Origin of the sequence: Klebsiella sp. 10-1, assembly GCF_009758445.1 — a bacterium.
In the GTDB taxonomy this organism is placed as follows: Bacteria; Pseudomonadota; Gammaproteobacteria; order Enterobacterales; family Enterobacteriaceae; genus Klebsiella; species Klebsiella scottii.
Window position 1 is genome coordinate 155,367 of record NZ_WQRE01000006.1, and the last position, 12,856, is coordinate 168,222.

Consider the following 12,856-nt stretch of genomic DNA (forward strand, 5'->3'; position numbering starts at 1 on the left):
CTACGTCAGAATTTTTTCGGTTTACCTTTGCTGTAGGCCGTCATGGATTATATTCTCAAGCAGGAGAAGGGATCATGTTTTATTGGGTTTTATTAGCCCTGGCCATCATTGCAGAAATTACCGGGACCCTTTCGATGAAATGGGCGAGCGTCAGCGGCGGCCATACAGGTTTTATTTTGATGCTGGCAATGATTGCGCTTTCATATATTTTTCTGGCCTTCGCGGTTAAAAAGATTGCCCTTGGGGTGGCCTACGCTCTGTGGGAAGGTATCGGTATTTTGCTGATCACTCTGTTCAGCGTGCTGCTGTTTGATGAGACGCTCTCGGTGGTCAAAATGGCGGGTCTGGCGACGCTGGTGGTCGGGATTGTCTTAATCAAGTCCGGGACCCAGAAGGCGGTAAAGCAGCCTGAAGAGAGGACCCATGCAGCAGTTTGAGTGGGTTCATGCGGCCTGGCTGGCGCTGGCCATCGTGCTGGAAATTGTCGCTAACGTCTTTTTAAAGTTTTCCGATGGTTTTCGTCGCAAGATCTACGGCGTGATGTCACTGCTCGCCGTGCTGGGCGCGTTCAGCGCGCTATCGCAGGCGGTGAAGGGGATTGAGCTGTCGGTGGCCTACGCCCTCTGGGGCGGCTTCGGCATCGCGGCAACCATAACCGCCGGTTGGGTACTGTTCGGCCAGCGTTTGAATAGTAAAGGCTGGATCGGCGTGATGCTGTTGATCATCGGAATGGTGTTAATAAAACTGGCCTGATCTAACGCCGCCTGCGTCCGCGGGCGGCAAAATCTGTTCTCTGTATTACTCTTTAAAAAAGAGTATATTCGGTGCGTTTTTCCCCAGCCGCGATGAGGATAGATAATGGTTAATTTGCCTGGTTGGCGTCATCTTCCTTCGGCCAAAACGCTTTCGGTCATTATTCTCCTGGCCGGGATGGGCCTGATCGCTTCCGTTATTTCTCTGCTTTATCTGTCGCAGCACCTGATTGGCATCAAGGCGAATGAGATCGATCGCCATCGCTCGGTACTGTCGGTTAACGGCGCGGTGCAGACCTCGGTGAACCGCGTGATGTCGCTGGTGCTGGATAACTCCATCTGGGACGACGCCGTGAAGCAGACCTACGCGCCAACGCTGGATAGCAAATGGCTGTTTGATTCCTGGGGTTCGGGGTTCAAAATAAATAACCTCTACGACGGTACCTTTGTCCTCGATCAGCACTACCGGGTGCTGTGGGGATCGTTTCGTAGTCAGTCCTTTAATGAAACGGATATCCGCTTTTTCGGCAGCGGCCTGCAGACAATGATCGCTCAGCACGCCGAAGCGCTGCGTAGCGGAAAAAGCGCCTACGCCGGGATCACCCGTACCCGGGAGGGCATTGCTTTTATTGGTATTGGCCTGATTCGCCCGACTATGGGCCGCCTGCAGGTGTACGACGATACGCGGCGCTATCTGGTCATTACCCGGCACATTAACCCCGATATGCTGCAAAAGCTCGGGGATACGTTTCAAATTCGTCATCTGCATACCAGCGAAACCCGCGACGACTATAGCGTGGCGCTGCGCACCAACGCCGGTGAGACTATTAGCTATCTAAGCTGGCAGCCGCGGCTGCCGGGGGTGGAAGCGGCTCAGGCGGCCTCCGGCAGCATTCGCCTGATCGCGCTGGTGGCTGCCAGCCTGATCCTGCTGTTCATCCTCTTTAGCTGCCTTGGGCTGTATAAGCTGGCGCGCGGCGAGAAGCTGGCGCGTAAAATCGCCATGACCGACTGGCTGAGCCAGCTGCCCAACCGGCGGGCGCTGATTGAGCGGCTCAACGCGCTGTGCGAGCGTTCGCAGCACCAGATGCAGAGCGTGGTGTTTATCGACCTCGATGGCTTTAAAGATGTTAATGACAACTATGGGCATGACGTCGGCGATGCGCTGATTACCCATATAGCCCGCGAGCTGCAGGAGAGGGTGCCCGTCGGGGGAATGCTGGCGCGGATGGGCGGCGATGAGTTTGCCATGACCGTCGGCGGCGAGCAGGCGGTAAGTCAGGCGTCGGCGTTCGCATGGGCGGTGCTGGAAATGCTGAAATCACCGATTGACCTGAACGATCGCAAAATCTATATCAGCGCCAGCCTGGGGATCGCCAGCGGAACGCCGGCGGCCTGCTCCAGCACCGAGCTTTTTCGCCGCGCCGATATCGCCATGTATCATTCGAAGAAGACCGGAAAGGGGCGCACGACCTGGTACGACGAGGCGCTGAGCGACGCCAGGCAATATCAGCTGAATCTGGAAAACGGCATCCGTCAGGGGCTGGAAAATGATGAGTTTGACGTCTGGTATCAGCCGATAGTCAACGCCGGGACGCTGACCATCGAAGGCGTGGAGGCGCTGATACGCTGGCCGCGGCGGCCCCAGGGCGCGCTGCCGCCGGACGCGTTTATCAGCATCGCCGAGAGCAGCGGCCTGATTTACGCGCTCGGTCAGTTTGTGCTCCATCGCGCCTGCTGCGACCTGCAGCCGATGGGGGATCTGATGCTGTCGGTGAATATCTCGCCGGCGCAGTTTCGCGACCCGGAGTTCGAGTCGCGGGTGGTGCAGGTGCTCGCCCGCTGCCATTTCCCGGCCCGCCGCCTGCAGATTGAAGTGACCGAAAGCTACGTGATGGAGAACCCCGATCGCGCCCGCGCGGCCATTGAAAACCTGAAGGCGCTGGGTACGGCCGTTGTGCTGGATGATTTCGGCATCGGTTACTCAAGTATCGGCTATCTGCGCAGCTTCAGTTTTGACAGTCTGAAGATTGATAAATCGTTGGCCGGGCTGGTAGATACCGATCCGCAGGCGGCGGAGCTGGTGCGCGGTACCGTGCGCATTGCCGGCGCGCTGGGAATGACGGTGGTGGCGGAAGGGGTGGAGAATCAGCAGCAGCTGGCGCTACTGCGTCGTGCGGGATGCGACAAGCTGCAGGGCTACTATTTCAGCGAGCCCATGCCGATTGCCTCTTTGCTTCTGCTGCGCCAGCAGCAGGGCTAACGGTTACTCGCTGGCAAGCGTCTCCAGCTTGTCACGAAAACCGGTCACCGAAATGGCCCGATTATCCGCGCGCCAGCGATCTTTCGGCCCCGGAGCCGAGCTTTGGACGGCAATCACCTGCCAGCCGCTATCGGTTTTTAACAGCAGCGGCGAACCGCTATCGCCGGGTAAGGTATCGCACTGGTGTGACAGAACCGAGGTCTGCGCCCAGCCGGTAACGATGCAGTCCTGATGGTTGTACAGATTATCGAGGTGATCTTCCGGGTAGCCGGACTGGGTCACCTTGCGCTCGGCGACCTTTAGCGCGGCGGTCAGGTCGGCCTTACTGCCGGGAAACACGGGGATCGGGTCGATTCCCGAAGGCGCGTAGCGCAGCACCACTAAACCAAAGTCCGAGGGCGCTGCGGCGGAGGGGACGATCCAGCCGTCGCCGTCGGCCTTCAGGCGCTTGCCTAACGACGGGTCTACGCGACCCTCGACGCCGTGAATTTCGTAAACCCAGCCGTTTTTGCGCGAGATAAAGCGCAGCGCAACGACCTTATCCGGTTTACCCTTCGGCGGCGTCAGCAGGCAGTGCCCGGCGGTTAGCGCCAGGTTGGGGGAGATCAGGGTGGCGGTGCACAAATTGCCGCTGGCCGTTTCCAGCTGGCCGATGGCGTCCCAAGGGGCTTCGGCGGGGTTGCTTACCGGCTTGCGGTCATCATGACCAAAAAACAGGGTCTTGATATCTTTCGCGCTCATGCCGTCATCGTCAGCGTGCGCAAACAGAGGAAACAGGCAAAATGAACACAGTAATAACAGTACGTCTCTACGCATATCACTCTCTGAGGAGATAATTATACTCACCATCCTGCAGGACACCTTAGTGAGCGCGGCGGGGATGATTTTGGCTATATTGAAAGTAGCAGGAGATTTAAGTTTATGAAAGTTAACAGTAATTTTAATTAAACCAGCAGGCCGTCAGCATTCAGTAAAAGTCCCTTTTTTCACGCAAAGAAGGTCGATAACTCAACCAGTTAGCGCGCATTTCTTGCTGCTGTCATTTCCGCAGAAACCGGCTCCGGAAGCAACAGATATCGGGTTACAGAAAGTACCAAAAAGAGGACGCCGTGTACGCAAGGGCATGATGCGTTTTGCCAGCGTTTGTTCATGATAATTAGTCAACTAATGTCATAGAAAACAAACAACTTCACAAAAACCCGCCCATTTTTACACCATTTGTGCTTACTTGCAAAACGAAACATTTTCTCACTCAAAATGCTGTTATTGATAGCTGCCGTTGAGCAAGCAGAGATGTTGTCCCCGCGATGATATCGGTGATTTCTGGTTCCTGTCTCGGGAGGACATATGTCAAAAAAAGGTATTCGTGCGTTGGTTTATGTTTCCGTTGTCTCCGTCTTTATCTGGGGGGCTGCGGGGTATCTGGTGGCGCAGGCGGTTAGCGTTTTGTAAACCACCGCCCCAATCGCGGCACGTTATCGCGGCACCTTTCCCCGACGAAGGACCCCGTCGGGGAAAGGTGCCGCGAGGTGAGCGAGTAAAAACGCCTGCAGCAGGGCGATGGGCTGCGGGCTGAGCGTATTTGCGGACCACACCAGATAGTATCCCTCACCGGTCGCGACGGCCTGCCTGAACGGTAGCGTCAGCAATCCCGCCTGCAGCGCCTGTTGGCTAAGCAGCAGATCCCCCACCGAAACGCCGTGGCCGCTCATGGCCGCCATATTGCCCTGTTCAAGGCTATCGAAAACCAGCCCCTGGGCAAGATCTACCGCCGGCTGCTGCCCGCTATGCTGCAGCCAGCGCCGCCAGTCCCGGCGATCGGTGGTCGGATGAATCAGCGGGCAGGAGGCTAAGTCTTCACGCGCCGCTGAGGCCATTGCCGGCGAACAGACCGGGATCAGCCACTCCGCGAACAGCAGCGTCTGGCGCTTATCCGCGCCAAAATTCCCGTCGCCGAGGAGGATGGCGCAGTCGTACGGTTCCAGAGCAAAATCCACGCTATCCTTGTCCATCCACACGCTGCTGAGCTCGATTTCAGGGCGCTGATGCTGCTGGCGAAATTGCCGCAGTACGTCCAGCAGCCAGCGCATGGTTAGCGTGGACGGGGCCTTCAGCCGCAGTTTTCCCGCCTGTCGGCGCAGCGTATGACAGGCTCTGTCGATAGCCGAAAAGCTCTCCTCCAGCGCGTTTGCCAGCTGCCGCCCGGCATCGGTGATGATCACTTTTGGCCCCTGGCGAATAAAAAGTCGGCATTCGAACCAGGCTTCCAGGGTGCTGATATGCCGGCTGACGGCGCCGGGGGTAACGTGCAGCGCGGCGGCGGCCTGGCTAAATGAACCCAGCCGCGCGGCGGTCTCAAACGCGCGCAGAGCATACAGCGGAGGCGTTGACATCGTTATGGATCTCTATGGTGAGTAATACTCACATTCAAACTCACCATTTCTCGTTTTTCAACCAGGAAATCAAAGGACAGAATGCATCAATCTGAATAATTGAGTGAGTTATTGTCATGAACTACGTGCTGGTGGCGGGATATTGTCTGACGGTTGTGGCCCTGATTGCGACTCCGGGTCCGGTGGTGCTGCTGGTGACCGGTACGGCAGCGCGGGAGGGCTACGCCCGCGCGGTACGTACGATGGTCGGCGGAAATCTGGCCTCGCTGCTGCTGATTGCCGTAGCGGCGGCAATGCTGACCGGCGCGCTGCACCTCGACCCGCAGGCGCTGGCGCTGGTGGCTATCGGCGGATCGCTGTACATTGCCTTTCTGGCGATAGGGATGCTGCGCGCAACCTCAGCCGCTCACCCGGCGGCCCGCCGCAGTGGTGGGCTGGCGGTGGGATTTATCACCGCGCTGGCTAATCCAAAAGATATCCTGTTTTTTGTCGCGTTTTTTCCGCAGTTTATTCATATCACCGCTGATACCGGCGTAAGCCTTGGGATACTCACCGCGCTCTGGGTCGTTATCGACCTCAGCGTACTCTCACTTTATATTCTCGCCATTCATCGCTGGCTGACGCTGGCGCATACCCGGCGTTTGACGACGATTTCAGCCGCTTTTTTGCTGGCCCTGGCCCTTTACGGTTTTGGTTACAATCTCTGGCAGCTAATCGGTAGCCGGGTATAAGAAAGCGGCTATGCTCGAAAGAGAGGAGAAAAAACGATGATAGAGAACGACGCGCTTCGCGCAGCTGCGAACGGTGAAAGAGACGATATTGCGCCTGCGGTATTCGCCGCCGGGCTCCTGGCTGCCAGGGAGAGAATTACGCATCTCGAACGGCAGCTGGCAACGCCGGTCAGGCTGCCCGTCTGTTGTGCGAGTCCGGTATGTGAAATTGAAGCGGGCTATGCGGCAGGGGTCAGCGATTGTCGAAATGCGATCCGCCTGGCGGGTTATCCGATCGAAGGGGATGATTAAGCGGTGCCGCGTTAGTAGAGGAAAAAGCGCGTCGCAACCAGCGCACAGATAATCAGCAGGATCAGAATAAGCTCGAAACGGTAGCGCCGCAGCATAGTATCCTCCAGAAAAAAACGGCGCTGAAGCAGCGCCGATTTATTACGATACCAGACTAACCGGGGTAATTATGCAGCCGGCTGTGCAGCTGGTTTAGCCGCAGCGTGGTGCTTGGTAGTTTTGTGGTGTTTTTTAGCAGCCTGAGCTTTCTGCGCTACCGGTTTAGCAGCGGCTTTGTGGTGTTTCTTTGCGGCCTGGGCTTTCTGAGCAGCGGCTGGTTTAGCTGCAGCTTTGTGGTGTTTCTTAGCGGCCTGGGCTTTCTGAGCGGCAGCCGGTTTAGCTTCAGCTTTTTTGTGTTTTTTCACAGCCTGAGCTTTCTGCTCTGCGGCCGGTTTAGCGGCGGCTTTGTGATGTTTTTTGTGATGAGTGGTCCTGGCAACGGTGCTGTGAGTTGCAGCAGCCGGAGCCTGAGTGGTGCTTACCGCGTCAGCGGCGAAAGCAGCAGAAGACAGACCCATAGCAGCGGCAACGACCAGAGCTAATACTTTTTTCATTCTGATATCCTCGAAAAGGTTTTTTTCATTCAACCCCACTGCGGGGCCGGTGAAAGAACTATATGCTTCTCTTTTCGAGCTTTCCGTGAGTGTTTGGTATCGGCGTGTAACCGAATGTACGGTGGGGATAACGCGCCGGGACGCCGCCCGGCGCGGAGGCTTACAGATAGCGGGAGGTCAGATGCTGGCGGAAGTAGTCGCTGTTCAGGTCTTCCCCGGTGGCGTTGTGGATCAGCTGGGAGGTCGTGAAACGGCTGCCGTGCTGCCAGATATTCTGCTGCAGCCAGCCGAACAGGCTGGAGAAATCACCGCTGGCAATCTGTCTCTCCAGCTGCGGTAAAGCGCGTCTGGCGGCCGCCATCAGCTGCGCCGCGTACATCGCCCCCAGCGTGTAGGAAGGGAAGTAGCCAAAGCCGCCGTCGGTCCAGTGAATATCCTGCATACAGCCGTTGCGATAGTTACCGGTGGTGGACAGGCCCAGCCAGCTTTGCATTTTTTCATCCCAAAGCGCCGGAATATCCTCAACCTCGATGTCGCCGTCAATCAGCGCCCGCTCAATCTCATAGCGCAGAATAACGTGCGCCGGATAGCTGACCTCATCGGCATCCACGCGAATAAACCCAGGCTTGACGCGCTGATTCCAGGCGATGAAATTGTCGCTGCCGAACGCCGGCTGCTCGCCGAAACGCTGGCGAATGGCAGGCAGCAGACGGTTTAAAAACGCGTCGCTGCGGCCCAGCTGCATTTCGAAAAACAGGCTTTGTGATTCGTGGATCGCCGTTGAGCGGGCGAGGGCGACCGGCTGGTCGAGCCATTTGCGCGGTAAATTCTGCTCATAGCGGGCGTGACCCGTTTCGTGGATAACGCCAAACAGCGCGCTCAGCAGATCGCTTTCGTTGTAGCGGGTGGTGATGCGCACGTCCTGCGGCACGCCGCCGCAGAATGGATGGGCGCTGATATCCAGACGCCCGGCGTTGAAGTCAAAGCCCAGTACGCGCATCGCTTCCAGCCCCAGCTCGCGCTGGTCGGCGATGGGGAACGGGCCCTGCGGCTCGATTAGCGGATGCTGCGCCTGTTTTTCAACGACGTTAGCCAGCAGCGACGGCAGCCAGGATTTGAGGTCGGCAAACAGCACGTCCAGCCGGGCGCTGGTCATATCGGGCTCGAAAATATCCAGCAGGGCGTCGTACGGCGAACAGCCCTTAGCTTCGGCGCGCAGGGCTGCCTCCTGGCGGCTGAGCCTGACGACTTCGCGCAGGTTTTCGGCGAAGCCCTCCCAGTCATTGGCCGGTCGCTGGCTGCGCCAGGCGTGTTCGCAGCGGCTGCCGGCCAGAGATTTAGCCTCAACAAGGCTCTCCGGCAGCAGGGCCGCCTGGGCGTGCTGGCGGGTCATTTCGCGCAGGTTGGCCTGCTCAACATCGTTAAGATCTTCCTGACGGGCGTCCTGGAGCGCCTGAGCCACGCTCTTATCGGTCAGGATTTGGTGCTGCAGCACGCCCAGCTCCGCCAGCGCCTCGCCGCGCGCCGCGCTGCCGCCCGGCGGCATCATGGCGAACATATCCCATCCGGCGATGGCGCCAAGATGCGAAAAGCGCGACAGACGTTGGAAAGTACGGGTAAGCTGCTGATAGTTTTTATTTTCTGCCATAGTAAATTCGGACCTGTTGCAAGTGAACGAAAGGTATAGCCTGTTGACTCCTACACTATCCTGATCCTCCGCACGGGTCGAGTGATGCGCGTGAATTGCCTCCCGGGATAAGCGCGGCGACGGCCTGCCGCTGCGGCAACTGAAACCACCGGGGCGTCCGCCTACGACCCGCATCGCCGCGGCGGTCAGTCATCATAATGTCATCGTGATGTGGCCAGGATAGCAGATTCTTTCTGAGCCAGCGGCTAAACTCATCAAGAGCCAGGGCCGCTGCTGCGGGGTAAATATGAATCCGTTCACCTTGCTGTTTATCGCACTACTTTCAATCGATGCCGTCAGGGAGCTGCTGGGGGCGTCATCGGTGCTAGGAATGTGGTGAGCAGCGTGGCCGTGAAGGCCACGTGATGACTTGCTATTTGAGACGGTTGTGCAAACAAGCGCCGGTAATGAGTGCTGCCGTTAACATCAGGGCGATAAAGCCGCCAACGCCATTCCAGCCGTAGTTATGCCAGAACACTCCGCCTAAGGTCCCGGCAATACTTGACCCCAGATAATAGCTAAACAGATACAGCGACGATGCCTGCCCGCGGGCGCGTCGGGCGCGTGGGCCAATCCAGCTGCTGGCGACCGAGTGCGCGGCAAAAAAACCGGCCGAAAAGAGCAGCATGCCGCTGAATATCAGCCACAGCGAGGCGAAAAGCGTCAGCAGCAGGCCGCCAAGCATTACCGAGATGGAGAGCAGCATCACCGGGCCGCGCCCGTAGCGGGCGGTCATTGCCCCGGCCTTCGGCGAGCTCCATGTTCCGGTCAAATAGGCGACCGAGAGCAGGCCGACCACCGCCTGATTCAGCGACCACGGCGACATCATCAGACGATAGCCGATGTAGTTAAACAGCGTCACGAAAGACCCCATCAGCAGGAACCCTTCGAGAAAGAGCAGCGGCAGACCGCGATCGCGCCAGTGCAGGCGGAAGTTAATCAGCAAGGATTTTGGCCGCAGCGAGGTCGGGCGGAAATGGCGCGACTCCGGCAAAATTCGCCAGAACATAATGGCTGACGCGAGGGCAAAACAGCCGATCGCCGCCAGCGCCACGCGCCAGCCGAAGAAATCGGTAAACACCCCGGTGAGCAAACGTCCGCTCATCCCGCCAATAGAGTTGCCGCTGATGTACAGCCCCATCGAGAAGGCCACCACGCTGGGGTGGATCTCCTCGCTCAGGTAGGTCATGCCGACGGCCGCTACGCCGCTGAGCGACAGGCCGATCAGCGCGCGCATGATAAGGATCCCGTGCCAGGTGGTCATTACCGTTGACAGCAGGGCGCAGCAGGAAGCCAGTACCAGCGCGGTGACCATCACCTTTTTACGCCCGATGGCGTCGGAGACAGGACCGGTAAACAGCAGCCCGACGGCGAGCATGGCGGTGGAGATCGATAGCGATACGCTGCTGCTGGCCGGGGTGATGCCGAACTCGCTCGACAGCACGGGAAGGATCGGTTGAACGCAATAGAGCAGGGCAAAGGTTGCGAGACCGGCAGAGAAGAGCGCCAGGGTGACGCGCATAAACTGAGGGGTACCGCGTTTGATGAACTGATTTGGCTGGGATACGACATTGTCGATGACCTCGCTTGCCGGCGCGGTGTCAACGGTAGTTGTGCGACTCACGGAAAATCCTTGCTGAGAAACTCGGGGGTTATGTGACCTCACAGATCACATTTTTAGGGTATGAAAATGTAAATATTCTGTCTAATATATTAATAATCTCAAATAAGACGTTTTAAATATGAATGTCGAGCTGCGCCACCTGCGCTACTTTATTGCCGTTGCCGAAGAGCTCCACTTTGGTCATGCGGCGGCGCGGCTGAATATCTCTCAGCCGCCGCTCAGCCAGCAGATTCAGATCCTTGAGCAGCAGATCGGCGCCCGGCTTTTTGCCCGTACCAACCGCAGCGTAAGCCTGACGGCGGCGGGAAAACAGTTTCTTGCCGATAGCCGCCAGATCCTCACCCAGGTTGAGGATGCCGCCGCGCGGGCGGGGCGTCTGCACCACGGCGAAACCGGCGAGCTGCATATCGGCTTTACCTCCTCGGCGCCGTTTATTAAGGCCGTCTCCGATACCCTGTCGACCTTTCGCCGCCGCTATCCGGACGTGCACATCCAGACCCGGGAAACCAATACCCGGGAACAGATTGTGCCGCTTAACGAAGGGGCGCTCGACCTGGGGCTGATGCGCAACACCCAGCTGCCGGAAACGCTGGTGTGGCAGTGCATTCTGCGCGAACCGCTGCTGGCAATGGTGCCCAGCGATCATCCCCTGGCGCGCCAGGATGCCGTCAGCCTGGCGGAGCTGGCGCGTCAGCCGTTTGTCTTCTTCGACCCGCACGTGGGCACCGGGCTGTACGACGATATTCTGGGGCTGATGCGCCGCTATGGCTTAACGCCGACGATAGCTCAGGAAGTGGGCGAGGCGATGACGATTATTGGTCTGGTGTCGTCCGGGCTTGGCGTATCCATTCTGCCAGCCTCATTTAAGCGGGTTCAGCTCAATGAAATGCGCTGGCTGCCGATCGTCGAGCAGGATGCTGTGTCCGAAATGTGGCTGGTCTGGTCAAAGCATCGCGAGCAGGGGCAGGCGGCACAGCGCTTCCGGGAACAGCTTCTTCACGCCGCCGTAAGGCATAATTAGGACAAAATCAGCTCAAAATTGTGCAGTAAATCACAAGGCTAAGCAAAAATTTGACGTGCACCGTCGAAGTGCTTCACCATAGCTGAAAGTTTATTTCGAAGCGCGAAAATAAAGGGAGTCAATGGTGGTAGCGGATAGTCAGCCTGGCCATATCGATCAAATAAAGCAGACCAATGCAGGAGCAGTGTATCGCCTGATTGATCAGCTTGGCCCGGTATCGCGCATCGATCTCTCCCGTTTTGCTCAGCTGGCCCCCGCCAGTATTACCAAAATTGTCCGCGAGATGCTGGAAGCGCATCTGGTGCAGGAAACGGAAATCCAGGACCCGGGCAGCCGCGGGCGCCCGGCGGTGGGCCTGATGGTTGAAACCGAGGCCTGGCACTATCTTTCCGTGCGCATCAGCCGGGGAGAGATTCACCTCGCGCTGCGGGACTTAAGCAGCAAGCTGGTGGTCGAAGAGCAGCTCGAGCTGGCGCTGCAGCATGAGCAGCCTTTTCTGACGCGGGTCGTTGAGCATATCGATCGTTTTTTTATCCGCCATCAAAAGAAACTGGAACGCCTGACCGCGATTGCCGTCACCATGCCGGGAATTATCGATACCGAAAATGGCATCATTCATCGGATGCCGTTTTATGATGACGTGAAGGATCTGCCGCTCGGCGAAGTGCTGGCCAACCATACCGGGGTTTCGGTTTATATTCAGCACGATATCAGCGCCTGGACTATGGCGGAATCGCTGTTTGGCGCCTCCAGAGGGGCGAGGGACGTGATTCAGGTGGTTATCGACCACAACGTCGGCGCCGGGGTGATTACCGACGGTCGCCTGCTGCATGCCGGGAGCAGCAGCCTGGTGGAAATAGGTCATACTCAGGTCGACCCTTATGGCAAACGCTGCTACTGCGGCAACCACGGCTGTCTGGAAACCATTGCCAGCGTGGAGAGCGTGCTGGAACTCACCCAGGTGCGGATGACCAAATCGATGAGCTCAATGCTGCACCAGCAGCCGCTGAGCGTTGAGTGGCTCTGTCAGGCCGCGCTGCAGGGGGATTTGCTGGCCCGGGATATTATCAGCGGCGTTGGTCAGCACGTAGGACGGATTCTGGCGATCATGGTTAACCTCTTCAATCCGCAAAAAATTCTTATCGGCTCCCCGTTTAGCCTCGCGGCGGATATTCTGTTTCCGGCTATTTCTGACTGTATTCGTCAACAGTCGCTGCCAGCCTATAGCCGACATATTACCGTCGAAAGCACCCAGTTCTCCAACCGCGGAACCATGGCCGGTGCCGCGCTGGTCAAAGATGCCCTCTATAACGGATCGCTGCTGATACGACTGTTACAGGGTTAACATTTTTTCATAGTCACACTAAAAATTGCGCTATCTCAAGCTGGCATTCATCGGCTTCGCGTAGACTTTTCCCACAGTTTAGTATCCATTTTCTGTATATATCCGCAAAAATCACGCAGCAGGAAGGCCGCCACGCAGGGAATCCCGACCCTTACTCCG

General features: G+C 57.7%; 14 protein-coding genes. 8 read left to right on the forward strand and 6 right to left on the reverse strand.

All coding sequences use genetic code 11. The annotated features are described in order from the left end of the window. Positions 1-74 precede the first annotated feature (74 nt). From mdtJ to GO007_RS20670, 3 genes are all read left to right on the forward strand, one after another. Complete coding sequence (mdtJ, locus tag GO007_RS20660) at positions 75-437, forward strand: multidrug/spermidine efflux SMR transporter subunit MdtJ (protein ID WP_095103237.1); 363 nt, start codon at positions 75-77, stop codon at positions 435-437. Beyond that, positions 424-753 carry a multidrug/spermidine efflux SMR transporter subunit MdtI gene (gene mdtI / locus GO007_RS20665; protein WP_095103239.1) on the forward strand — a complete coding sequence of 110 codons (330 nt, stop codon included), beginning with the start codon at positions 424-426 and terminating at the stop codon, positions 751-753. Before mdtJ ends, mdtI begins: the two co-directional genes overlap by 14 nt. 105 nt (positions 754-858) lie before the next feature. Beyond that, on the forward strand, positions 859-3,015 hold the full coding sequence (locus GO007_RS20670) for a putative bifunctional diguanylate cyclase/phosphodiesterase (protein ID WP_095103241.1): 2,157 nt from the start codon (positions 859-861) through the stop codon (positions 3,013-3,015). Between the two features lie 3 nt (positions 3,016-3,018). Here the strand turns inward: GO007_RS20670 and GO007_RS20675 are convergent, their stop codons facing one another. Further along, positions 3,019-3,831 carry a trypsin-like serine peptidase gene (locus tag GO007_RS20675; RefSeq protein ID WP_095103243.1) on the reverse strand — a complete coding sequence of 271 codons (813 nt, stop codon included), beginning with the start codon at positions 3,829-3,831 and terminating at the stop codon, positions 3,019-3,021. 659 nt (positions 3,832-4,490) lie between these two features. Further along, a complete protein-coding gene (locus tag GO007_RS20680) occupies positions 4,491-5,408 on the reverse strand; it encodes a LysR substrate-binding domain-containing protein (RefSeq protein ID WP_095103244.1) in 918 nt (305 codons plus the stop codon). Positions 5,409-5,524: 116 nt separating this feature from the next. Here GO007_RS20680 and GO007_RS20685 point away from each other — a divergent pair, with 116 nt between their 5' ends. Together GO007_RS20685 and GO007_RS20690 are read left to right on the forward strand one after the other, a co-directional pair. Beyond that, on the forward strand, positions 5,525-6,139 hold the full coding sequence (locus GO007_RS20685) for a LysE family translocator (protein WP_095103245.1): 615 nt from the start codon (positions 5,525-5,527) through the stop codon (positions 6,137-6,139). Positions 6,140-6,175: 36 nt separating this feature from the next. Further along, positions 6,176-6,430 carry a hypothetical protein gene (locus tag GO007_RS20690; RefSeq protein ID WP_095103247.1) on the forward strand — a complete coding sequence of 85 codons (255 nt, stop codon included), beginning with the start codon at positions 6,176-6,178 and terminating at the stop codon, positions 6,428-6,430. An 11-nt stretch (positions 6,431-6,441) separates the two neighbouring features. Here GO007_RS20690 and ydgU read toward each other — a convergent pair whose 3' ends face one another. The 3 genes from ydgU to GO007_RS20705 form a co-directional block, all read right to left on the reverse strand. Further along, a complete protein-coding gene (ydgU, locus tag GO007_RS29740; protein WP_095103248.1) occupies positions 6,442-6,525 on the reverse strand; it encodes a small membrane protein YdgU in 84 nt (27 codons plus the stop codon). Between the two features lie 69 nt (positions 6,526-6,594). Then, complete coding sequence (gene asr, locus GO007_RS20700; protein ID WP_095103027.1) at positions 6,595-7,020, reverse strand: acid resistance repetitive basic protein Asr; 426 nt, start codon at positions 7,018-7,020, stop codon at positions 6,595-6,597. A gap of 160 nt (positions 7,021-7,180) precedes the next feature. Beyond that, a complete protein-coding gene (locus GO007_RS20705) occupies positions 7,181-8,668 on the reverse strand; it encodes a carboxypeptidase M32 (RefSeq protein WP_095103249.1) in 1,488 nt (495 codons plus the stop codon). 286 nt (positions 8,669-8,954) lie between these two features. Between GO007_RS20705 and GO007_RS29220 the strand changes: the two genes are divergently transcribed. After that, positions 8,955-9,047, forward strand: coding sequence for a KPN_01571 family protein (locus tag GO007_RS29220; RefSeq protein ID WP_223261803.1), 93 nt, complete (start codon positions 8,955-8,957; stop codon positions 9,045-9,047). 33 nt (positions 9,048-9,080) lie between these two features. Here the strand turns inward: GO007_RS29220 and GO007_RS20710 are convergent, their stop codons facing one another. Further along, positions 9,081-10,331: an MFS transporter gene (locus GO007_RS20710; protein ID WP_095103251.1), complete on the reverse strand. Its 1,251-nt coding sequence runs from the start codon at positions 10,329-10,331 to the stop codon at positions 9,081-9,083. Positions 10,332-10,449: 118 nt separating this feature from the next. On the opposite strand from GO007_RS20710, the gene GO007_RS20715 reads away from it, so the two are divergent. Further along, a complete protein-coding gene (locus GO007_RS20715; protein WP_095103252.1) occupies positions 10,450-11,352 on the forward strand; it encodes a LysR family transcriptional regulator in 903 nt (300 codons plus the stop codon). Between the two features lie 124 nt (positions 11,353-11,476). Beyond that, complete coding sequence (mlc, locus tag GO007_RS20720; RefSeq protein WP_095103577.1) at positions 11,477-12,697, forward strand: sugar metabolism global transcriptional regulator Mlc; 1,221 nt, start codon at positions 11,477-11,479, stop codon at positions 12,695-12,697. The last annotated feature ends 159 nt before the right edge of the window (positions 12,698-12,856 follow it).